General features: G+C 34.0%; 36 protein-coding genes and 1 pseudogene. All 37 read right to left on the minus strand.

Annotation, left to right across the window (positions count from 1 at the left end):
* Nucleotides 1-4: 4 nt before the first annotated feature.
* The gene (locus C7N41_RS00215; RefSeq protein WP_105963763.1) at nt 5-547 is read right to left on the minus strand and encodes an ECF transporter S component; all 543 of its coding nucleotides are present in this window, start codon (nt 545-547) and stop codon (nt 5-7) included.
* 183 nt (nt 548-730) lie between these two features.
* Nucleotides 731-1,123 (minus strand): 30S ribosomal protein S9, encoded by a 393-nt coding sequence (gene rpsI / locus C7N41_RS00220; protein ID WP_105956349.1) that lies wholly within the window; start codon nt 1,121-1,123, stop codon nt 731-733.
* Between the two features lie 13 nt (nt 1,124-1,136).
* Nucleotides 1,137-1,580 (minus strand): 50S ribosomal protein L13, encoded by a 444-nt coding sequence (gene rplM, locus C7N41_RS00225; RefSeq protein WP_165807736.1) that lies wholly within the window; start codon nt 1,578-1,580, stop codon nt 1,137-1,139.
* 123 nt (nt 1,581-1,703) lie between these two features.
* On the minus strand, nt 1,704-2,480 hold the full coding sequence (gene truA, locus C7N41_RS00230) for a tRNA pseudouridine(38-40) synthase TruA (RefSeq protein ID WP_105964065.1): 777 nt from the start codon (nt 2,478-2,480) through the stop codon (nt 1,704-1,706).
* Nucleotides 2,481-2,516: 36 nt separating this feature from the next.
* Nucleotides 2,517-3,311, minus strand: a complete 795-nt coding sequence (locus C7N41_RS00235; protein WP_105964066.1) for an energy-coupling factor transporter transmembrane component T family protein — start codon at nt 3,309-3,311, stop codon at nt 2,517-2,519.
* Between the two features lie 6 nt (nt 3,312-3,317).
* Nucleotides 3,318-4,181 carry an energy-coupling factor transporter ATPase gene (locus C7N41_RS00240; RefSeq protein WP_105963765.1) on the minus strand — a complete coding sequence of 288 codons (864 nt, stop codon included), beginning with the start codon at nt 4,179-4,181 and terminating at the stop codon, nt 3,318-3,320.
* Nucleotides 4,151-4,990, minus strand: a complete 840-nt coding sequence (locus tag C7N41_RS00245; protein WP_105963766.1) for an energy-coupling factor transporter ATPase — start codon at nt 4,988-4,990, stop codon at nt 4,151-4,153. Before C7N41_RS00245 ends, C7N41_RS00240 begins: the two co-directional genes overlap by 31 nt.
* A gap of 175 nt (nt 4,991-5,165) precedes the next feature.
* On the minus strand, nt 5,166-5,549 hold the full coding sequence (gene rplQ / locus C7N41_RS00250) for a 50S ribosomal protein L17 (RefSeq protein WP_105956353.1): 384 nt from the start codon (nt 5,547-5,549) through the stop codon (nt 5,166-5,168).
* 21 nt (nt 5,550-5,570) lie between these two features.
* Nucleotides 5,571-6,521: a DNA-directed RNA polymerase subunit alpha gene (locus tag C7N41_RS00255; RefSeq protein WP_105963767.1), complete on the minus strand. Its 951-nt coding sequence runs from the start codon at nt 6,519-6,521 to the stop codon at nt 5,571-5,573.
* A gap of 72 nt (nt 6,522-6,593) precedes the next feature.
* The gene (rpsK, locus tag C7N41_RS00260; protein WP_105956355.1) at nt 6,594-6,983 is read right to left on the minus strand and encodes a 30S ribosomal protein S11; all 390 of its coding nucleotides are present in this window, start codon (nt 6,981-6,983) and stop codon (nt 6,594-6,596) included.
* Nucleotides 6,984-7,006: 23 nt separating this feature from the next.
* On the minus strand, nt 7,007-7,372 hold the full coding sequence (rpsM, locus tag C7N41_RS00265; protein ID WP_105963768.1) for a 30S ribosomal protein S13: 366 nt from the start codon (nt 7,370-7,372) through the stop codon (nt 7,007-7,009).
* 30 nt (nt 7,373-7,402) lie between these two features.
* Nucleotides 7,403-7,519 (minus strand): 50S ribosomal protein L36, encoded by a 117-nt coding sequence (gene rpmJ, locus C7N41_RS00270; protein WP_105956357.1) that lies wholly within the window; start codon nt 7,517-7,519, stop codon nt 7,403-7,405.
* Between the two features lie 35 nt (nt 7,520-7,554).
* Complete coding sequence (infA, locus tag C7N41_RS00275; RefSeq protein WP_105956358.1) at nt 7,555-7,773, minus strand: translation initiation factor IF-1; 219 nt, start codon at nt 7,771-7,773, stop codon at nt 7,555-7,557.
* A 163-nt stretch (nt 7,774-7,936) separates the two neighbouring features.
* Nucleotides 7,937-8,587, minus strand: a complete 651-nt coding sequence (locus C7N41_RS00280) for an adenylate kinase (RefSeq protein ID WP_280176695.1) — start codon at nt 8,585-8,587, stop codon at nt 7,937-7,939.
* A 32-nt stretch (nt 8,588-8,619) separates the two neighbouring features.
* Nucleotides 8,620-9,936, minus strand: coding sequence for a preprotein translocase subunit SecY (gene secY / locus C7N41_RS00285; RefSeq protein ID WP_105963770.1), 1,317 nt, complete (start codon nt 9,934-9,936; stop codon nt 8,620-8,622).
* Nucleotides 9,937-10,367, minus strand: a pseudogene (gene rplO / locus C7N41_RS00290) (50S ribosomal protein L15).
* A gap of 27 nt (nt 10,368-10,394) precedes the next feature.
* Complete coding sequence (rpmD, locus tag C7N41_RS00295; RefSeq protein WP_105956362.1) at nt 10,395-10,577, minus strand: 50S ribosomal protein L30; 183 nt, start codon at nt 10,575-10,577, stop codon at nt 10,395-10,397.
* Between the two features lie 15 nt (nt 10,578-10,592).
* The gene (gene rpsE / locus C7N41_RS00300) at nt 10,593-11,096 is read right to left on the minus strand and encodes a 30S ribosomal protein S5 (protein ID WP_105956363.1); all 504 of its coding nucleotides are present in this window, start codon (nt 11,094-11,096) and stop codon (nt 10,593-10,595) included.
* 20 nt (nt 11,097-11,116) lie between these two features.
* A complete protein-coding gene (gene rplR, locus C7N41_RS00305; protein ID WP_105956364.1) occupies nt 11,117-11,473 on the minus strand; it encodes a 50S ribosomal protein L18 in 357 nt (118 codons plus the stop codon).
* Between the two features lie 56 nt (nt 11,474-11,529).
* Nucleotides 11,530-12,069 (minus strand): 50S ribosomal protein L6, encoded by a 540-nt coding sequence (gene rplF, locus C7N41_RS00310; protein WP_105956365.1) that lies wholly within the window; start codon nt 12,067-12,069, stop codon nt 11,530-11,532.
* Between the two features lie 30 nt (nt 12,070-12,099).
* Nucleotides 12,100-12,498 carry a 30S ribosomal protein S8 gene (gene rpsH / locus C7N41_RS00315; RefSeq protein ID WP_105963771.1) on the minus strand — a complete coding sequence of 133 codons (399 nt, stop codon included), beginning with the start codon at nt 12,496-12,498 and terminating at the stop codon, nt 12,100-12,102.
* Nucleotides 12,499-12,528: 30 nt separating this feature from the next.
* Complete coding sequence (locus C7N41_RS00320) at nt 12,529-12,714, minus strand: type Z 30S ribosomal protein S14 (protein ID WP_105956367.1); 186 nt, start codon at nt 12,712-12,714, stop codon at nt 12,529-12,531.
* Between the two features lie 15 nt (nt 12,715-12,729).
* Nucleotides 12,730-13,272, minus strand: a complete 543-nt coding sequence (gene rplE, locus C7N41_RS00325; RefSeq protein WP_105956368.1) for a 50S ribosomal protein L5 — start codon at nt 13,270-13,272, stop codon at nt 12,730-12,732.
* Nucleotides 13,273-13,299: 27 nt separating this feature from the next.
* Entirely contained in the window at nt 13,300-13,608 is a 309-nt protein-coding gene (gene rplX, locus C7N41_RS00330) for a 50S ribosomal protein L24 (RefSeq protein ID WP_105956369.1), read from the minus strand.
* Between the two features lie 32 nt (nt 13,609-13,640).
* Nucleotides 13,641-14,009 (minus strand): 50S ribosomal protein L14, encoded by a 369-nt coding sequence (gene rplN, locus C7N41_RS00335; RefSeq protein ID WP_105963772.1) that lies wholly within the window; start codon nt 14,007-14,009, stop codon nt 13,641-13,643.
* Between the two features lie 60 nt (nt 14,010-14,069).
* A complete protein-coding gene (gene rpsQ, locus C7N41_RS00340; RefSeq protein ID WP_105963773.1) occupies nt 14,070-14,336 on the minus strand; it encodes a 30S ribosomal protein S17 in 267 nt (88 codons plus the stop codon).
* A 20-nt stretch (nt 14,337-14,356) separates the two neighbouring features.
* The gene (gene rpmC / locus C7N41_RS00345; RefSeq protein ID WP_105956372.1) at nt 14,357-14,551 is read right to left on the minus strand and encodes a 50S ribosomal protein L29; all 195 of its coding nucleotides are present in this window, start codon (nt 14,549-14,551) and stop codon (nt 14,357-14,359) included.
* The gene (gene rplP / locus C7N41_RS00350) at nt 14,541-14,975 is read right to left on the minus strand and encodes a 50S ribosomal protein L16 (protein ID WP_105963774.1); all 435 of its coding nucleotides are present in this window, start codon (nt 14,973-14,975) and stop codon (nt 14,541-14,543) included. The genes rpmC and rplP overlap by 11 nt, the downstream gene beginning before the upstream one ends.
* A gap of 2 nt (nt 14,976-14,977) precedes the next feature.
* Complete coding sequence (gene rpsC / locus C7N41_RS00355; RefSeq protein ID WP_105963775.1) at nt 14,978-15,649, minus strand: 30S ribosomal protein S3; 672 nt, start codon at nt 15,647-15,649, stop codon at nt 14,978-14,980.
* A 13-nt stretch (nt 15,650-15,662) separates the two neighbouring features.
* The gene (gene rplV / locus C7N41_RS00360) at nt 15,663-16,010 is read right to left on the minus strand and encodes a 50S ribosomal protein L22 (RefSeq protein WP_105956375.1); all 348 of its coding nucleotides are present in this window, start codon (nt 16,008-16,010) and stop codon (nt 15,663-15,665) included.
* Nucleotides 16,011-16,026: 16 nt separating this feature from the next.
* Nucleotides 16,027-16,305 (minus strand): 30S ribosomal protein S19, encoded by a 279-nt coding sequence (gene rpsS, locus C7N41_RS00365; RefSeq protein ID WP_105963776.1) that lies wholly within the window; start codon nt 16,303-16,305, stop codon nt 16,027-16,029.
* Nucleotides 16,306-16,368: 63 nt separating this feature from the next.
* Entirely contained in the window at nt 16,369-17,208 is an 840-nt protein-coding gene (rplB, locus tag C7N41_RS00370) for a 50S ribosomal protein L2 (protein WP_105963777.1), read from the minus strand.
* Between the two features lie 25 nt (nt 17,209-17,233).
* Nucleotides 17,234-17,521, minus strand: coding sequence for a 50S ribosomal protein L23 (rplW, locus tag C7N41_RS00375; protein ID WP_105963778.1), 288 nt, complete (start codon nt 17,519-17,521; stop codon nt 17,234-17,236).
* Nucleotides 17,521-18,144 (minus strand): 50S ribosomal protein L4, encoded by a 624-nt coding sequence (rplD, locus tag C7N41_RS00380; protein WP_105963779.1) that lies wholly within the window; start codon nt 18,142-18,144, stop codon nt 17,521-17,523. Before rplD ends, rplW begins: the two co-directional genes overlap by 1 nt.
* Before the next feature lie 17 nt (nt 18,145-18,161).
* Nucleotides 18,162-18,797: a 50S ribosomal protein L3 gene (gene rplC, locus C7N41_RS00385; RefSeq protein WP_105956380.1), complete on the minus strand. Its 636-nt coding sequence runs from the start codon at nt 18,795-18,797 to the stop codon at nt 18,162-18,164.
* Between the two features lie 31 nt (nt 18,798-18,828).
* The gene (gene rpsJ / locus C7N41_RS00390; RefSeq protein ID WP_105956381.1) at nt 18,829-19,137 is read right to left on the minus strand and encodes a 30S ribosomal protein S10; all 309 of its coding nucleotides are present in this window, start codon (nt 19,135-19,137) and stop codon (nt 18,829-18,831) included.
* Nucleotides 19,138-19,428: 291 nt separating this feature from the next.
* Nucleotides 19,429-21,522 (minus strand): elongation factor G, encoded by a 2,094-nt coding sequence (fusA, locus tag C7N41_RS00395; RefSeq protein WP_105963780.1) that lies wholly within the window; start codon nt 21,520-21,522, stop codon nt 19,429-19,431.
* Nucleotides 21,523-21,535: the final 13 nt, after the last annotated feature.

A 21,535-nucleotide genomic window follows, 5' to 3' on the forward strand; every position in this document is an offset into this window, starting at 1 on the left:
ATCACTACTTTTTTATTTTTTGTAATGGAACAGCAATAAGTGGAACAAATATCCCAGATAAAACAGCTTCTATTAATCCGTTAGTTCCAGCAATTCCCAATAAATATGGTAAAAGTTCATTGGTATTAATATGATAAATATTAAATGAATCATTTTTATAAAAAATATAAATTAAAAATAATACAAGAATCGTATTGATCAAGGATCCAATAATTCCTGATAATGACATTAATAACTTATTATTAATCTTATACTTTACCAATTTATGGTAAAACAAACCAGAAACTAAGCCAACAAGTATTCTAGGTAATACAGAAATTATAGGATTAATCAGAACAAAAACAGCCAGTGGACTAGTTGGCCACCAAAAAGCCCTAATAAATGTTATTATTCCCCATACACCACCAAGGATTGCACCATTTTTGCTGCCTAATAAGATTGAAGCAACAATAATAGTAATAGGAATAATAGTAATACTCAAAGGACCAATTGGAATATTACCAATTCCTGGAATAGTAGTTTGGATTAGAATAATTGCTATAAACATCGTTAAAATATTTATATTATAATTTTTATTATTAATAATTACATCTCCTTTTTGTAAAATAGACTTTATTGATTATTATACAAAAATGATATATCAATGTGTATTAAAGTAATCTTTAATAAAATAAAAAGGTACTTTTCAATAAATGAAAAGTACCTTGAAAGTTTAATATTAAAATAAATATTAACGTTTTGAGAATTGACCAGCCTTACGAGCTTTCTTAAGACCTGGTTTCTTACGTTCTTTCATACGAGCATCACGAGTTAATAAACCAGCGCTCTTTAATGGAGCACGGAAATCAGGATCTACTTCTAGTAATGCACGAGCAACCCCATGACGAGCTGCACCAGCTTGTCCTGAGAATCCTCCACCATTAACATTGATTAAAGCATCATAGTTACCTAAAGTTTCAGTAACATTGAATGGTTGCATAACCACTGCTCTTAGGTTAGGGAATGGAATGTAATCTTCAATAGCTTTTTTGTTCATAACTACTTTACCAGTTCCTGGTACTAAAAGTACTCTAGCAACTGAGTCTTTACGACGGCCTGTGCCGCGATATTGTACTTGAGCCAATTAAGTTTCCTCCTTAAATTAGGTTATTAATGTCTAATACTTCAGGGTTTTGAGCTTCATGACCATGATTGCCATCAGCATGTACATGTAAATGTAACAATTGCTTATGAGCTAATGATCCATCAGGCATCATACCTTTAACTGATGTTTCAATTAATTTTTCTGGAGTATCTTCTAACATTTGACCAGCAGTTTTTTGTTTAAGACCACCTAAATAACCTGTGTGGTGGGAGTATACTTTACGACTAGCTTTACGACCTGTTAATGCAACTTTAGAAGCATTAATAACAATAACGTGATCACCAGTATCTACATTAGGTGTAAATGTTGGTTTATTTTTTCCTCGTAAAATAGAAGCAACTGTAGAAGTTAAACGACCCAAACTGATATCAGTTGCATCGATAATGTACCACTTGCGTTCTACTTCACCTGGTTTTGCCATATATGTTGTACGCACTTTAATATTCCTCCATGTTTCTGTGTTTGTTCGACACCAATATAAGTTTCCGGGGCTTATCGTGGGGCAAACAATACCATAACTAATGATACAAAGTTCGCTCTAAAAAGTCAACCATAAAAATTATCTTTGGTGATATGGTAATTTAGTTGGATGATCAGGATCGTCACCTTCATAGTAAACGTGCTTTAGATATAATCCGCTTGCTGGTACAGTTCTTCGAGCTTCATTTCTATCTTTTATTTTATAAAGTCTTAAAATATCATGCTCGTTACGCTTACCAGCACCAATTTCTAAAACAACTCCAACTAAAATTCTAACCATGTTGTATAAAAATCCATTACCATAGAATTCAAAAATTATTTCACTTTTATCAGAATTAAAATTACATTTAGCCTCATAAATTGTACGAACATTAGTCTTTGCACTTGATCCAGATGCAACAAAACTTGTAAAATCATGTTCCCCTATTAAATCATTCAATGCAATGTTAATTTTACTAATATCAACTGGAAATTTCCATTGAGCTGTATAAAACCTTTTAAATGGATCTTTAAATTCTCCCAGATACATACGATACATATATTTTTTACCTGAAACATCATATCTAGCATGAAAATTAGAGCTAACTATTTTAACATCTAAGATTTTAATATCTAATGGTAACATGCTATTAAGACCTTTCAACATATTAATTTCTTTTAAATCATAAGGAAAATCAAAATGAGCAACTTGACCTAGAGCATGCACCCCAGCATCAGTTCTACCAGAACCATAAACTGATATATGTTCTTTGGGGCTTTTGGCCATTTTATTAACTACTTTAGTTAAAGTTCCTTCTATAGTTCTCTCATTAGGTTGACGTTGAAACCCAGAAAAGTTAGTACCATCATATGCCATTATTATTTTATAACGTTGACTCAAATTTTTACCCCCCTACTTTCTTAATATAAAGATAATCATAGAAATGAACACTGCTAAAAATAATGATAATGTATCAAAATTAGACCAACCATAATTATTATAATGAGTCCTTCTATTATTTATTCGATAACCTCTAGATTCCATGGCTATGCTTAAATTATCAGCATGTTTAAAAGCACTAACAAACAGTGGTATTAATAATGGAATAAATGATTTTACTCTTTTAACTAAACCACCACTGCCGAAATCAACTCCCCTGGATCTTTGAGCATCCATAATGGTTTTTGTTTCATCAGTTAAGGTGGGAACGAATCTTAATGCAATAGAAATCATAAGAGAAAATGTTTCAACAGGAAATTTCAATTTTTTCAAAGGCCTTAACAAAATACTAATTCCACTAGATATTTCTAATGGATCAGTAGTAATAGTTAAAATTGTAGAAAGAGAAATGATTAATATAAATCTCATAAAAAGAAATATTGCATTTTTTATACCAAATGTAGTTATATTAATTATACCAATTTTGTAAATCATCTCTCCGCCAGAACTAAATAATATTTGTATAGCAATTGTAAACAATATTATCCATATTAAAGGCATTATTCCTTTAAAAAACATTTTAATAGGACTCTTAGATAAAAATATTAAAACAATTACAAATAAGCACATTGCAGAGTAGCTCAATAAACTATTAGCAAAAAAAACTAATATAACAAAATAAAAACATAAAAATATTTTAGCCGCTGGATTCATTTTATGAATAATTGAATCCATTGGTAAATATCGACCAAATATAAAATTGTCCATAGGCAACTAACATTCCTTTAATTTATTTATAATAGCATTAATCAAATCATCTTCATCTAAATGTAAATCATTTAATTTAAATCCTCTTTCATTGAGCATCAAATTAATTTTTACACTAACAGGCATCTGTAAATCATATTTTTTTAACAAATTAGTATTAGCGAATAATTCATCTGGATAACATTGTTTAACTAAGTTACCATCTTGCATAACAATAACTTCATCTGAATATTTTGCAACATCATCCATCTGATGACTAACTAAAATAATTGTAATGTCCTGATTCTTATTAAGATCATTAATTAAATTCATAATGAATTTTTTACCCTCAGGATCTAATCCAGCAGTTGGTTCATCTAATATCAATATTTCTGGGTTAGTGGCTAACACATCTGCGATTGCTACTCTACGTTGTTGCCCACCTGATAGTTCAAAAGGAGATTTATTAAGTAAATCTTTATCAATACCAACAATTTTAGAAACATGTTCTACAATATTAGGAATCTTGTTCTCTTCGTATCCAAAATTTAATGGACCAAAAGCAATATCTTCTTTAACCGTATTAGCAAATAATTGTTGTTCAGGAAATTGAAACACCATACCTACTTTTCTTCTTAATTTTTTTAGATTTTTATTATTAGTCTTAGAATTAATGGTAAAATTCCCAACATTAATTGTTCCTGAATTAGGTTTTAATAGTGCATTAATATGTTTAACTAATGTTGATTTCCCACTTCCAGTCTTGCCTACAATTGAAACAAAAGAACCCGCTTTTATTTTTAAATTTATATTATTAAGTGCAGTATGCTGAAAAGGAGTATTCATTTGATATTTATAAATTACATTTTTGAATAATACTGAGTTATCCATTTTACAATCTCCTCATCATTAATATAATTGTTTCCTATATTGAATCCATTTTTTTTCAATTGTAATCTAAGTTTCTCTGAAAAAGGAATTTCTAATCCATAATTTTCAACATCATCTAATTCATTAAATAATTTTAAAGGAGAAATATTTTTTATAAGATTACCATCTTTTAATAAAAGAACCCTATCAGAATATTGAATTTCATTCATATCATGAGTTATAGATAAAACTGTTAATTTATTCTTTATTCTTAATTTATTAATTAAATTTATTATTATTTTTTTTGCTTTAGGATCCAACATACTAGTAGATTCGTCTAAGATTATTATTTTTGGTAATATAGCTATTACACCTGCTAGAGCAACTCTTTGCTGCTGACCTCCAGAAAGTTTTGATGGGTTGCTATCTTTATATTTAAGCATATCAACTTCTTTCAAAGCATTATCAACTATTTTATGCATTTTTGAAATATCGTATTGTCTGTTTTCTAAGCCAAATGCAACATCTTCTTTTACTGTAGATGCAACGAATTGATTTTCAGGGTTTTGAAATACTATTCCTATTTTATCTCTAATATTGTCTAAATTTTTATTATCTATTTTTAAATTATCTACTATAATATCACCATTATTAGATTTAATTAAACCATCAAGTAAATTAATTAGAGTAGTTTTACCACTACCATTTTTACCAATTATGGATACCCATTCACCCTCATCAATAGAAAAAGATAAATCGTTAATGGCATTCTTATTTGCATCACCATATTTAAAACTTATATTTCTAACATCAATAATATTATTTGCCATAGATATCCCTCTAAATAAATAATTTTATGTATAAAAAAATCACTATAAGTATATCAGTGCAAAGTATTTTATACTCCATTCAAGCTAGACTTGGACAAACCATCATCATAACGCTCTATACTAATATACCTAGTGATTTATTGTTGCTATTTAAATGTTTATTTTTAATTAATAATTAATCAACTAATTGTAAAATAACCATTGATGCACCGTCACCACGACGAGGCATTGTTTTCATAATACGTGTGTAACCACCGTTACGTTCTGCATATTTAGGAGCAATTTCATCAAAAAGCTTTTGTAATGCAGTAGTAACAGTTACATCATCACCATCTTCTTTTGCATCAGCAACAACATTTTGTAAAAATGCAGCAGCTTGACGACGAGCATGAAGATCGCCACGTTTACCAAGAGTGATCATTTTTTCAGCAGTTGAACGTACTTCTTTAGCACGAGCTTCTGTAGTCTTAATTTCACCGTTAACTAATAAATCAGTAGTTAGGTTACGTAATAATGAACGACGATGTGCACTGGTACGTTGTAATTTACGGTAACTCATAAATGGATATCCTCCTTTATACTAATCTTCTTTACGCAATGATAATCCAAGGTCTTCTAACTTATGTTTTACTTCAACAAGTGACTTACGTCCTAAGTTTCTAACCTTCATCATATCAGCTTCACTTTTGTCAGTTAATTCTTGAACAGTGTTGATTCCAGCACGCTTCAAACAATTGTATGAACGAACAGATAAGTCTAATTCTTCAATTGTCATTTCTAACATTTTTTCCTTGTGTGTTTCTTCTTTTTCAACCATAACTTCAGCATTTTTAGCTTCATCGGTTAAATCAACAAACATTTCAAGGTGTTCGGTTAAAATCTTGGCAGCTAAACTTACAGCTTCACTTGGAGTGATAGAACCATCAGTCCAAACGTCTAAGGTAAGTTTATCGTAATCAGATCTTTGACCAACACGTGCATTTTCAACTTGATAATTAACACGTTCGATTGGGGTATAAATGGAATCAACTGGTAAGACACCGATTGGCATTCCATCATTACGAGCCTTATTCTCATCTGCAGAAACATATCCACGACCCTTATTGGCAGTCATTCTCATATGGAATGTAGCGCCGTCGGCAACAGTGGCAATGTGTAATTCTGGATTTAATACAGTTACATCACTATCAGCTTGGATATCACCAGCAGTTACTTGTGCAGGTCCAGTAACATTGATTTCCATTGACTTTTCTTCATCGTCAGATGATTCAAGTTTTAATGAAAGCTTTTTAATATTTAAAATGATTTGTGTTACATCTTCCACTACACCAGGTACAGTAGAAAATTCATGTAAAACATTATCAATTTGAATACTTGTTACCGCAGCACCAGGTAAAGATGAAAGTAAAATTCTACGCAACGAGTTTCCAAGAGTTGTTCCATATCCACGTTCTAGTGGTTCAACAACAACTTCTCCATAATTATCAGTTTCATCAATCTTATGAATATTAGGTTTTTCAAATTCAATCATTCTTATCTTCTACCCCTTTCAAAACGCTATGAGTTAATATTAATTATTTCCATCTAAAATGATGAACATAAATTAAACTCTACGACGCTTTGGAGGACGAGATCCATTATGTGGAACTGGAGTAACATCACGAATAGCAGCAACTTCTAAACCAGTTGATTGAAGAGCACGGATAGCTGATTCACGACCTGAACCAGGACCTTTAACTGCAACTTCTACAGATTTCATACCATGTTCCATTGATGATTTAGCAGCAGCTTCTGCAGCCATTTGAGCAGCAAATGGAGTAGATTTACGACTACCACGGAAACCTAAAGAACCAGCAGATGACCATGCAATAGCATTTCCTTGCATATCAGTAATCATAACTAATGTGTTATTAAAAGTAGAATGAATATGAGCAACACCAGCTTCGATATTCTTCTTTGCTCTACGTTTACGTGAACCTTTCTTTTGAACCATGATTTACTAACCTCCTTTATTAATTATTTTTTACCAGCGATGGTAGCTGTCTTTTTACCCTTACGAGTACGAGCATTATTTTTAGTATGTTGACCTCTAAGTGGTAATCCACGACGATGACGCATTCCACGGTAAGAACCAATTTCTTGAAGTTTCTTGATATTCATTCTTACTTCACGACGTAAGTCACCTTCGATTTTGTAACCGTCAACAACTTCACGAATCTTTTCTTCTTGTTCAGAACTTAAGTCACGAACACGAATATCTTCAGAAACGCCAGCTTTTGAAAGAATTTCAGCAGCTCTACTTTGACCAATTCCAAAGATACTAGTTAAACCAATAACAATACGCTTGTCACGTGGTAAATCAATTCCGGCGATACGAGCCATTAAAATACACCTCCTGTGATATTAAATAAATTACTTGCCTTGTCTTTGTTTATGTTTAGGATTAGAACAAATAACCATAACACGGCCTTTTCTTCTAATAACTTTACAGTTTTCACACATTGGTTTTACTGATGGTCTTACCTTCATTATAATAACCCTCCTATATTTAAAGACAGTACTACTTATTTATAACGGTAAGTAATACGTCCCTTGCTTAAATCATATGGTGACATTTCAACAGTGACACGATCACCAGGTAATATTCTAATGTAATGCATTCTAATTTTACCTGATACGTGAGCTAAAATTTCATGTCCATTTTCCAATTCAACACGAAACATAGCATTAGGTAAAGTTTCAGTTACTTTACCTTCAATTTCAATAACATTATCTTTAGACAAAGAATTTCCTCCTCGAAACTACGATTCTTTATAAACTTTGGGTACACATTAAAATATTAAATTAAGTAGTATTAATCCCGAAATCGTTAATAAAACCGCAAATACACATGAGTTAGTTTATCATATAAACCAACTTACGGCAACATTCTAAAATTTTAATAAATTATAGGTTCTTGAGTATTTTGTCAATGTCTTCAGTAACATTATCAATATTTTGACTACCATCAACGGTATACAATAAGTCAAGACCTTTGTAAAAATCAATTAATGGTGTATTCATTTTAATGTTTACATCTAAACGATTTTTAACAGTTTCAGGTTTGTCATCACTACGTTGATAAAATTCATGACCACCACAAATATCACAAGTATTATCAACCTTAGGTTTTTTATATAGTTTATGGTAAGTTGCTCCACAATTTTTACATATAAATCTACCAGAAAGTCGATCAATAAGAATTTTAGGGTCAACATCAATATTTATAACAGCATCCAATGGACGATCTAAATCACTACTAATCTTTTGTAAAGCATTAGCTTGATCAAGAGTTCTAGGAAAACCATCTAACATATATCCTTTTTTAGTATCATCTTGTGCAAGACGATCTTTAACAATTCCACATGTTACATCATCAGGAACCAAATTCCCTTTGTCAATATATTGTTTGGCCTTTATTCCCATTTCAGTCTGATTTTTTATAGCGGCCCTAAAGATATCTCCAGTAGAGATATGTGGGATTCCATAATTTTTAATAATAGTTTCAGCCTGAGTACCTTTACCAGCACCAGGTAAACCCATTAAAATCAAATTCATTGTCATATTATTTTTCCTCCTTACACAAAATTTTATAAATCTTTAGGTCTAGGATCTTGAATGAATCCAACATATTCTTGCTTCATCATTAATCCACGAATTTGACTAATTGTTTGGATAGCAACTCCAACAACAATTAGTAAACTTGTACCTCCAAGTCCAATTGACTCATCAAGATTCCATAAATTTTGTGCAATTAAAGGAATAAGAGCAACAATTCCTAAGAATAAGGCACCAACAACACTAAGTCTCATAAGCAACTTAGAAACATAGGTTTGTGTTCCATTACCTGGCCAAACACCAGAAATGTAACTACCTTGTTTTTGTAAATTCTTAGACAACTTTTCAGGGTTAACCTGAACGAACGCATAAAAGAATGTAAATAAAACAATTAAGAATGTATACAAAGTAGCACCAGATAGAGTTTGCATATTAAAAATATCACTCAAAATCTTGTACCAACCGTCACCAGAATGTTTACTTGCAAAAAACATCAAAATAGCTTGAGGTGTTGAAATAAACGAACTGGCAAAAATTACAGGTATAACACCAGCAACATTCACTTTTAAAGGCAAGTAACTGTTATCTGATGCTCCAGTTTCTCTTCTTGTATATTGAATTGGAATTCTGCGTTCAGCTTGTTGAACCCAAGTAACAAATGTAACAATTATTAGAACTATTATGAACAATAGAATTATAAATATAATTGATTGCCATAATTGAGAAGAAGTATCTCCAACAATATATTCTTTATATAATTGTTGAATTCCAACAGGAATTCTAGCGATAATCCCAGCAAAGATTATCATTGAAACACCTTGACCGATTCCTCGATCAGTAATCATGTCACCCATCCAAGTAGTTAACATTGATCCACCGGTTAAAATTAAACCAATACTTATATAAGTAGAAGGACCTGGATGTTGAACAAGGTTCAAACTACTTAAAGTATTAAATCCAGCTGTTATTCCAATAGACTGTACAAATGCAAGAACTACTGTTAAAACTCTAGTAACTTGATTTAATTTTTTACGTCCAACTTCACCTTGTTTACTCCATTCAACAAAGCGAGGAACAATATCCATTTGTAAAAGCTGAACAATAATTTGTGCAGTAATATATGGTGAAACACCCATAGCGAATAGTGAATAATTAGTTAATCCACCACCACTAAAGGTGTTTAAAATGCTAACCAAACCAGATGAAGCAACGCTTTGGAGTGCTTTGGCGTTTATTCCAGGAACAGTAATATATGCTCCAAGTCTAAATACAATCAAAACTCCTAAGGTAAAAAGAATCTTATTTCTAATACTCTTTACTTTAAAAGCGTTTTTCAAGGTTGATAGCATTTAGATCACCTCAATCTTACCGCCAGCGTTTCAATTGCTGACTTAGCAGCATTTGAAAATTTACTTGCTTTTACAGTTAACTTTTTGCTGATTTCACCATTACCAAGAACTTTAACACCGCTCTTAGCATTTTTAATGGCTCCAGATTCTTTAAGAGTTTCTGGAGTAACTTCAGCACCATCATCAAATTGATCTAAAACAGATAAGTTAACAATAGCATATTCTTTACGGTTAATATTAGTGAAACCACGTTTTGGCATTCTACGGTAGAAAGGCATTTGACCACCTTCAAAGCCTAGACGGGTCTTACTACGAGCTTTTTGACCTTTTTGTCCACGACCAGAAGTCTTACCTTTACTTCCTAATCCACGACCAAGACGTTGTCTTGATGAACGTGAACCTTCAGCAGCTTTTAATTCATGTAATTTCATTATAAAAGTGCACCTCCTTGTTATTTATTAATCAACTTGTTCAACTTTAACTAAGTGTGCAATATGGAATAGAGCTCCACGAGTTGCTTCGTTATCAGGCTTAACAACAGTACTATTAATGCGACCTAATCCTAGTGCACTAACGATTTTACGTTGTTTGGGGAGACGGTGAGTTGCACTATGAGTTAAAGTAATCTTTAATTGAGCCATCTTATAAACCCCTCCTTATTCTGCTAAATGTTGAGCAGAAACGCCACGTAAAGTAGCAACTTTTTCTGCACTCTTCAATGATTTTAATCCGGCAAAAGTTGCACGAATTGCATTGATTGGAGTATCTGAACCTAAACGCTTACTTGTAACATCGCCGATACCAGCTAATTCCATAACTGAACGAACAGCTCCACCAGCAGCAACTCCAGAACCTTCTTCAGCAGGTTTTAACATGATCTTACCGCCACCGAATGTACCGATAATTTCATGAGGAATAGTTGTACCAACTCTTGAAACAGTAATTAAGTTCTTACGACCATCATCAACAGCCTTACGAATTGCATCTGGAACTTCTTGAGCTTTACCAGTTCCAAATCCAACATGTCCATTTCTATCACCAACAACAACTAAAGCTGCAAAACGTAGACGACGTCCACCTTTAACTACCTTAGTAATACGGTTAATTGAAACGACAGTATCTTCAAGTTCTAACTTATTTGGATCAATAAATTCTGCCATTTGTGGTTATTCCTCCTTTTTTAAAATTCTAATCCGTTTTCACGTGCAGCATCAGCTAATGCTTGAACACGTCCATGGTATAAGTATCCACCACGATCGAAAACAACATTTTTGATATTTTTTTCAACAGCGCGTTTTGCAATTAAAGCACCAACAGAACTTGCTTGTTCTGTTTTGTTTGCACCATTTACGTCTTTACTTAAAGTTGAGGCACTAGCAAGCGTAACACCCTCTACGTCATCAATAACTTGAGCGTAGATGTTTTGGTTAGAACGATATACGTTCAAACGTGGGCACACAGCAGTACCAGAGATCTTGTTACGGACACGCAAGTGACGACGTTGACGTGTCTTATTTTTATCTGGTTTGTTAATCAAAATAGTCACCTCTTAATTGAATTTGTAAAATTGACTAAATAACAAGCAAATACTTATTATTTACCAGTCTTACCTTCCTTACGACGAACAACTTCGCCTTCATAACGAATACCTTTACCTTTATATGGTTCAGGTGAACGTACAGCACGAACTTTAGCAGCAAAGTCACCAACATGTTCTTTGTTGATACCACTAACATTAATAGTTAAACTATCTGGGGTTTCAACTTTTAGATCATCATTGATTTGAATTTCAACAGGGTTTGAGTAACCAACATTTACTTCCAATACTGATCCCTTAGCTTGAGCACGGTAACCAACACCGACTAATTTAAGGGTTTTCTTAAAGCCATTAGTTACACCTTCAACCATGTTATTTAAGTTAGCACGCATAGTACCGTGCATAGCACGTACCTTATTGCTATATCTCACAGCAGGTTCAAATGTTACGATATTATCTTTAACATTCATTTTAATGTTTGGTGAAAATTCACGAGTTAAAGAACCCTTTTCACCCTTAACAGTTACATTGTTACCTTCAGTAGTTAATTCAACACTTTCTGGTAAAACAATTTTTCTATAACCAATACGACTCATTTATTACACCTCCAGTTCAAGAGAAAAGTATTACCAAATGTATGCTAATACTTCTCCACCAATTTTTTTAGCACGAGCTTCTTTATCGGTGATAACACCTTCAGAAGTTGAAATAACTGCAACACCTAAACCATTTAATACTTTAGGAATTGAATCAGATTTTACATATGAACGTAGACCTGGCTTTGAAATACGTTTCAAACCAGAAATAACATGTTCATTGTTTTTACCATATTTAAGGAATACACGAATAACACCTTGTTTGTCATCATCCATATATTCAACATCGCGAACAAAACCTTCACGTTTTAAAATTTCAGCAATGCTTTTTTTAATTTTTGAAGCTGGAACTTCAACAGATTCGTGACGAGCCATATTAGCGTTACGAACTCTTGTTAAAAAGTCAGCGATTGGATCTGTCATGGACATTAACGTAACCTCCTTTTTACTAAGTTAATTTTACCAACTTGCCTTCTTCATACCAGGAATTTGGCCCTTATGAGCAAGATCTCTGATACATAGACGGCATAAATGAAATTTTTTGTAAACTGAATGAGGTCTTCCACAACGTTCACAACGAGTGTAATTTCTAGTTGAAAACTTAGCAGGACGTTCACTCTTTACAATAAGTGCTTTTCTAGCCATATTTATACCCTCCTATTATTTTGCAAATGGCATACCGAATTGAGTCAATAATTCTTTTGATTCTTCATCAGTATTTGCAGTAGTTACAACAACGATATCTAAACCACGAACGCGATTAACGTTATCATAATTAATTTCAGGGAAAATTAATTGTTCACGAACACCTAATGTGTAGTTACCACGGCCATCGAATGAACGATTATTAACACCATGGAAATCACGAACACGAGGTAGTGAAACATTAACTAATTTGTCTAAGAAATCATACATACGTTCACCACGTAAAGTAACTTTAGCACCAATTGACATACCTTCACGTAAACGGAAACCAGCAATTGATTTTTTAGCCTTAGTTACTAAAGGTTTTTGTCCAGAAATTTGAGTTAATTCTGAAACAGCTTCGTCTAAATTCTTAGCATTAGTAACAGCGTCACCAACACCCATATTTAGAACAATTTTATCAAGCTTAGGTGCTTGCATAATTGATGAGTAGTTAAACTTATCAACTAATGATTTTGAAATTTCATCTTTGTATTTGTCTTGTAAACGGTTTGACATGGAAAGGTATCCTCCTTTCAATTAAAATTAATCGATTGATTTGTTAGATTTTTTGGAAATACGAACTTTCTTACCATTTTCAATTTTGAAACCAACCTTTGTTGGTTCGTTAGTTGATGGGTCAATTAACATTACGTTAGAAACATGAATAGGTGCTTCAATATCATTGATTCCACCTTGTGGATTTGATTGAGAAGCTTTTTGATGTTTTTTAACAATGTTAATACCTTCAACAATTACGCGATCTTGTGATGAGATAGTTTTAGTAACAGTTCCTTCTTTACCTTTATCTTTACCACTAATTACGCGAACTTTGTCACCAGTTTTAATAAACATTTATTGGCACCTCCTTGGTTAACAGTAGTTAATTAAAGTACTTCAGGCGCTAAAGAAACAATCTTCATGAATTTGTTGTCACGTAGTTCACGTGCAACAGGTCCAAAAATACGTGTTCCTTTTGGACTTTTATCGTCTTGAACTAACACAGCAGCATTTTCATCGAAACGGATGTATGAACCATCTGAACGACGTGCAACAGCTTTAGTTCTAACAATAACAGCTTTAACAACGTCACCTTTTTTGACAACGCCACCTGGTGTTGCTTGTTTTACAGTAGCAACAACAATATCACCGATACCTGCATATCTTCTGCTTGATCCACCTAAAACTTTAATAGTTAAAAGTTCACGAGCACCTGAGTTATCAGCAACTTTCAAACGACTTTCTTGTTGAATCATAGCTAATACCCTCCTTCCGGTATTTACTCAGAATACGATAAATTAAAACATTCTAAAATATTAAATAGTAACATCTTTTTTAACGATATTAACTAAGCGGAAATGTTTTGTAGCTGACAATGGTCGTGTTTCCATAATTTCAACGATATCACCAGTTTTAGCTTCATTGTTTTCATCATGAGCTTTGTACTTCTTTGAGTACTTAACACGTTTTCCGTAAGTAGAATGTGTCTTATAAGTTTCAACAACAACAGCAATTGTCTTGTCCATTTTGTCTGAAACAACACGGCCTCTGTAGACCTTACGCATATTACGTTCCATTAACATTAACCTCCTTTATCGTATTCTTATTTGTTTAATTCTTGTTGACGCAATGCAGTTTTAATACGTGCAATGTTTTTACGAACCTTCTTCAATCTTGCAGTGTTTTCCAATTGACCAGTAGCTAATTGAAAACGAAGGTTGAATAGTTCTTCTTTGTAACTTTGTTCTTTTTCATGCATTTGAGCAGTGGTTAGTTCATTAATTTCTTTAGCCTTCATTTGATTCGCCACCTACTTCCTCACGTTTAATAATCTTTGTTCGAACAGGAAGTTTAGTAGAAGCTAAACGCAAAGCTTCTTTAGCAACTTCATCAGAAACTTCTCCAATTTCAAATAGGATTTTTCCACGCTTAACTGGAGCAACCCAACCAGCAGGAGAACCTTTTCCGTTACCCATACGAACCCCTACACCTTTTTCAGTGTAAGATTTATGAGGGAAAATTTTAATCCAAACTTTCCCACCACGCTTCATATATCTTGTAATAGCAATACGACAAGCTTCAATTTGACGATTGGTAATCCAATGTGAATCTAAAGCTTTTAAACCGTAACTACCAAAAGCAACAGTGTTTCCACCTTTTGAATGTCCACGTAGTTTACCACGGTGTTCACGACGGAACTTAACACGTTTTGGTACTAGCATGTTTATTTCCCTCCTTTATTATTATCTTTCTTATCATCAGCTACTTGTGGTAAAACTTCACCACGGTAGATCCAAGTTTTAACACCAATTGAACCATAAGTAGTGTGAGCTTCTTCCCATGAGTAGTCAATGTCTGCTCTTAATGTATGCAATGGAACAGTACCTTCAGCATATGATTCAACACGTGACATGTCAGCACCATTTAAACGACCAGATACTTGAGTTTTAACACCCTTAGCACCTGCTCTACTTGCACGTTGCATACCTTGGCGCATTGCACGACGGAAAGCTACACGGCCTTCTAATTGACGAGCAATGTTTTCACCAACTAATTTAGCATCTAAATCAGGTTTCTTAATTTCAATAATGTTGATATGAACTCTTTTACCTGTTAATGCATTTAATTCTTTACGAAGATTTTCGACTTCTGATCCGCCTTTACCGATAACCATTCCTGGTTTTGCAGTGTTGATTGAAATGTTAACACGCTTTGCAGCACGTTCAATTACAACTCTTGATACGGAAGCGTCAGCGAGTCTTTTGCTAATATATTCACGGATTTTCAAGTCTTCATTCAAATCGCTAGCAAAATCAGCTTTTTCAGCATACCATTTTGCGTCCCAATCACGAATAACTCCGACACGTAATCCGGTAGGATTTATCTTTTGACCCACGGCTAATCCCTCCTTATTTTTCTGAAACTACCACAGTAATGTGACTTGTACGTTTGTTAATTGGAGAAGCAGAACCTTTAGCACGAGGACGGAAACGTTTTAAAGTTGGTCCTTCGTTAACAAAAACTTCGCTTACTACCAAGTCTTCACGATCTAAATCAAAATTGTTTTCTGCATTAGCTACAGCTGACATTAAAACTTTTGAAACAACTGGTGAAGCACTTCTTGGAGTGAACTTCAAAATACCAGCAGCTTCAGAAACGCTTTTACCTCTAATAAGATCAACTACAAGGCGGACCTTACGAGCGGCAATACGAACAGTTCTAGCAGTAGCTTGTGCTGATGTAACTTGTTCAGCCATTTGTTATCCTCCTTGCTTAGACAGTTTTCTTATCGTCGCCATTTCCATGTCCATGGAAAGTACGAGTTGGTACAAATTCACCTAATTTATGTCCTACCATGTCTTCTTGTACATATACAGGAACATTCTTTCTTCCATCGTATACAGCAATAGTGTAACCAATGAAACTAGGGAAAATTGTTGAACGACGTGACCATGTTTTGATTACGTCTTTCTTATCTTGGTCTTTTTGAGCATCAATTTTCTTTAAAAGATGCTTATCGGCAAAAGGTCCCTTTTTTAAACTACGACCCATTATGAAACCTCCTCTTCAATAACGTTATAGAGAAATATATACCTAAAAGTATATATCAGTTTATTACATCTTTGATCCTTTACGACGACGTACAATAAACTTGTTGGAACGAGCTTGTCTCTTACGAGTTTTCTTACCATTAGTTTTCTTATGCCATGGTGATAATGGTGATGGGTAACCAACTGGAGCTTTACCTTCACCACCACCATGAGGGTGATCGTTAGGGTTCATTACAGAACCACGAACATGTGGACGTTGACCCTTGTAACGGTTACGACCAGCTTTACCAACATTTACTAATGAGTGTTCTTCATTACCCATACTTCCAATAGTTGCACGGTTAACTGAAAGAATCATACGAACTTCACCAGAAGCTAATCTAACTAATGCGTATTTTCCTTCTTTACCTAACAATTGAGCAGAAGCACCAGCAGAACGAACTAATTGTCCACCCTTACCTGGTTTTAATTCAATGTTGTGAATAGTTGTACCAACTGGAATGTTGTTAAGTGGTAATGAATTACCAACCTTAATATCAGCATTTTCTCCAGATTGAACTTTATCGCCAACCTTTAATCCTTTAGGTGCAAGAATATATTTCTTGATACCATCAGAATATACAACTAATGCAATATTAGCAGTACGGTTTGGATCGTATTCAATAGTTTTTACAGTACCATCAACATCATCATGATTACGTTTGAAATCAATAATACGGTATTGGTTTTTGTTACCACCACCGCGATGACGAACTGTCATATGACCATAATTATTACGACCAGCAGTATGTGACTTGGAAGCCAATAATGACTTTTCTGGTTTTGAGGTTGTAATAACATCATAATCAAGACCAGTCATATTACGACGACCATTAGTGGTTGCTTTGTATGTTTTAATAGCCACGGTATTTCCCTCCTATGTTTATATTTTATTTATCGCTAAATAATTTAATTTCTTTTGAATCGTTTGATAAAGTAGCAATAGCTTTACGACGCTTCTTAGTGTATCCTTCGTAACGTCCTTGACGCTTTAGCTTACCTTTAAGATTCATAATATTTACTTTAACAACTTTAACATCAAAGATGTCTTCAATTGCATTTTTCACTTGTGTTTTAGTTGCTCGTACGTCAACGTCAAAAGTGTATTTTTTGTTGTCCATCATTGCTGTTGATTGTTCAGTAACAACTGGGCGTAAAATAATCTCACGTGATTCCATTATGCGAGCACCTCCTCTACTTGAGAAAGAGCAGCCTTTGTGATGACAATCTTGCTACTATTAACAACAGCTAAAGTGTTTAGGCTCTTTGCGCTAATTACTTCAACATTATCAATGTTACGAGCTGATAAAGCAGCGTTCTTATTGTCTTCTTCCAAGACTACTAATGTCTTAGCTGAAGCGTTTAATTTGTTTAATGATTCTGAGAAGTCCTTAGTTTTAGGAGCATCAAAGTCTAATGAATCAACAACAACAAAGTCATCATTAGCAACTTTTTCTGATAAAACAGATTTAATAGCTAAACGACTAACTTTCTTTGGTAAATGGTAACCGTATGAACGTGTAGTAGGTCCAAAAACGATTCCACCTCCACGAAATTGTGGTGAACGGATTGAACCTTGACGAGCACGTCCAGTACCCTTTTGACGCCATGGCTTTTTACCACCACCACTAACGGCATGTCTATTTTTAACAGCATGTGTACCTTGACGTAAAGATGCTCTTTGCATAGTTACAACATCAAATACAACGCTATCGTTTTGTTCAATAGCAAAAATTTCATCGTTTAAATCAACGTTGCCGTTTTTGCTACCGTCTTGTTTATATAATGCTACGCTTGTCATTTATGGTTCCTCCTTTCTTATTTTTGTGATCCGCGAGCAGCAGATTTAATTGTTAAGAATGATTTATTAGCACCAGGAACGTTACCTTTAATTAAGATTACGTTGTTGTCAACATCAGCCTTAACAACTTCAAGATTTTGAATAGTAACTTGTTTGTTACCCATTCTACCAGGTAATTTCATACCCTTTGTAACTCGGTTAATAATAACACCAAGTGAACCAGGACGACGATGGTATCTTGAACCGTGAGTTTCAGGTCCTCTACCTTGGCCATCTTTATGAACGTTACCTTGGTAACCATGACCTTTTGTAATTCCTGTTACATCTACGATGTCACCGGCTTCAAAAATGTCTGCCTTAACTTCGTCTGCTACATTGTAATCGCTAAGCTCAACATTTCTGATTTCTTTAATGAAGCGCTTAGGATTTGTATTTGCTTTTGCTACATGACCTTTTTCTGGCTTGTTACTTAAAACATCACGCTTGTCATCGTAACCCAATTGGATAGCATTGTATCCATCGCTTTCAGTTGACTTTGTTTGTAACACAACGTTTGGTGTTACATCAACAGCAGTAACTGGAATTAATTCACCATTTTCAGTGAAAACTTGAGTCATTCCGACCTTTTTACCTAAGATTCCTTTTTTGGTCATGAGTACACCTCCGATATATTGTAATTTTTAATTATAGTTTGATTTCGATATCAACACCACTTGGTAAATCAAGTTTCATTAATGAATCAACAGTTTTTGGTGTTGGGTTTAAGATGTCAATTAAACGTTTGTGAGTTAACATTTCAAATTGTTCACGTGACTTCTTAAATTTATGTGGTGAAGCTAGAACAGTATAAACAGTTCTATCTGTTGGCAATGGAATTGGACCAGAAATGTTGGCACCAGTTCTTTGCGCAGTAGCCACAATTTTTTCAGCTGATTGGTCTAAAGTGCGGTGTTCATATGCCTTTAAACGAATACGAATTTTTTGTTTTGCCATTGTTTTCCCTCCTCGCCTTTATTTAAAAATAAGACTAGCTCCGTGGAAATTACCGCCACGCCCTATCATGCAAAGCGGCCGGGTGTGTCGCAACCTCCCACATCAAAGCCTGAATTAGATAACTGTACAGGAACATAGATGTCCCTCAAACAGGTACCTCTATATAATACAAAAAATATGCAAATAACGCAAGGGCTTTTACATAATTATTTATGAAAGATATAGAATAAATATTGTTAAATTACATAATAAAAAAAGTGTTGAATAAATTCAACACTTTTTATTATAAAATTATTCATTTCCACCATTTTTTTCAATGATTTCTTCTTGAATAGCCTTAGGAACAGCTGAGTAATGATCAAATGTCATTGTGAAAGTACCTCTACCTTGTGAAGCAGAACGTAAGGTAGTAGCATAACCAAACATTTCTGATAGTGGAACAAATGCATGGATAAGTTGAGCTTTATTTCTAACTTCCATACCTTCAACACTACCACGACGTGAAGTAACTTGTCCCATAACATCACCCATGTATTCTTCAGGAACAACAATATCAACTTTCATAATTGGTTCCAAAATAACTGGGCCAGCAGTTTTAGCAGCGTTCTTCAATGCAATTGATGCAGCAACCTTAAATGCAGCTTCAGATGAATCGACATCATGATAACTACCATCATATAACTTAGCTTTAACATCAATTAATGGGTATCCAGCAAGAACACCATTAGCCATTGATTCTTTTAGACCTTGTTCAACTGATGGAATGAATTCACGAGGAACAACACCACCAACGATAGCGTCTTCGAATTCAAAACCTTTACCAGTTTCGTTTGGAGTAAATTCAATAGAAACATCACCATATTGACCTTTACCACCAGATTGACGAATAAATTTACCTTGAGCCTTAGTTGGCTTAGTAAATGCTTCTCTATAAGCAACTTGTGGAGCACCAATTTTAGCTTCAACATTAAATTCACGTTTCAAACGATCAATAATGATGTTCAAGTGAAGTTCACCCATACCAGCAATGATAGTTTCACCAGTTTCATTGTTAGTTTCAGCCTTAAATGTTGGATCTTCTTCAGCTAATTTTTGTAAAGCAATGTCCATCTTATCTTGGTCAGCCTTAGTCTTAGGTTCAACAGAAACACTAATAACTGGATCTGGGAAGACCATTGATTCAAGATGTAGAGGATGTTTTTGATCAGTTAAAGAATCACCAGTAGTGGTATTCTTCAAACCAATAGCAGCAGCAATATCACCAGAGAATACTTCAGGAATTTCTTTTCTATGGTTTGAATGCATTTGTAGTAAACGACCAACACGTTCACGTTTGTCCTTAGTAGCATTTAAAACATATGAACCAGCTTCAAGAGTACCTTGGTATACACGAATATAAGTTAAACGACCAACATATGGATCAGTTGCAACCTTAAATGCTAATGAAGCAAATGGTTTACTGTCATCAGCTTTTAGTTCAACATCATCACCAGTTTCTGGATCAGTTGCCTTGTAAGGACGAACATCTAATGGTGATGGTAAGTATTCAAGAACAGCATCCATTAACATTTGAATACCTTTGTTCTTAAATGCTGAACCAGCTAGAACAGGGAAGAATTCAAGATTTAATGTACCCTTACGGATAGCAGCCTTGATTTCATCATTTGAAATTTCTTCACCTTCAAGATATTTATCCATAACATCATCATCAATATCAGCAACAGCTTCAATCAATGATTGACGAGCTTTTTCGGCTTCTTCTTTGTATTCTTCAGGAACATCAACAGTATCCCATTTTGCACCTAATTTATCTTCATCATAAATATCGGCTTTCATATCGATTAAATCGATAACACCTTCGAATGTATCTTCTTTACCAATAGGAATTTGAATAGCATGTGCATTAGCATCTAGACGATCATGTAATGATTGAACTGATGCAGCAAAATCAGCACCTAATTTATCCATCTTATTAGCAAAAACAATACGAGGAACATTATATTCTGAAGCTTGACGCCAAACAGTTTCTGTTTGTGGTTCAACACCAGCAGCAGCATCAAGAATAGTAATAGAACCATCTAGAACACGTAATGAACGTTCAACTTCGGCAGTAAAGTCAACGTGTCCTGGGGTATCAATAATATTGATACGGTAGTCTTTCCATTGAGCAGTAGTAGCAGCAGAAGTGATAGTAATACCACGTTCTTGTTCTTGTACCATCCAGTCCATTTGTGAAGCACCATCATGAGTTTCACCAATTTTGTGGATTCTACCAGTATAGTACAAAATACGTTCAGTAGCAGTTGTTTTACCAGCATCAATATGCGCAGTAATACCAATGTTACGTGTTTTTTCTAATGGGAATTCACGTTTGTTGTTAGCCATTAAAATGTTTCTC

It is taken from the genome of Apilactobacillus micheneri, from assembly GCF_002993975.1.
Lineage (GTDB): Bacteria > Bacillota > Bacilli > Lactobacillales > Lactobacillaceae > Apilactobacillus > Apilactobacillus micheneri.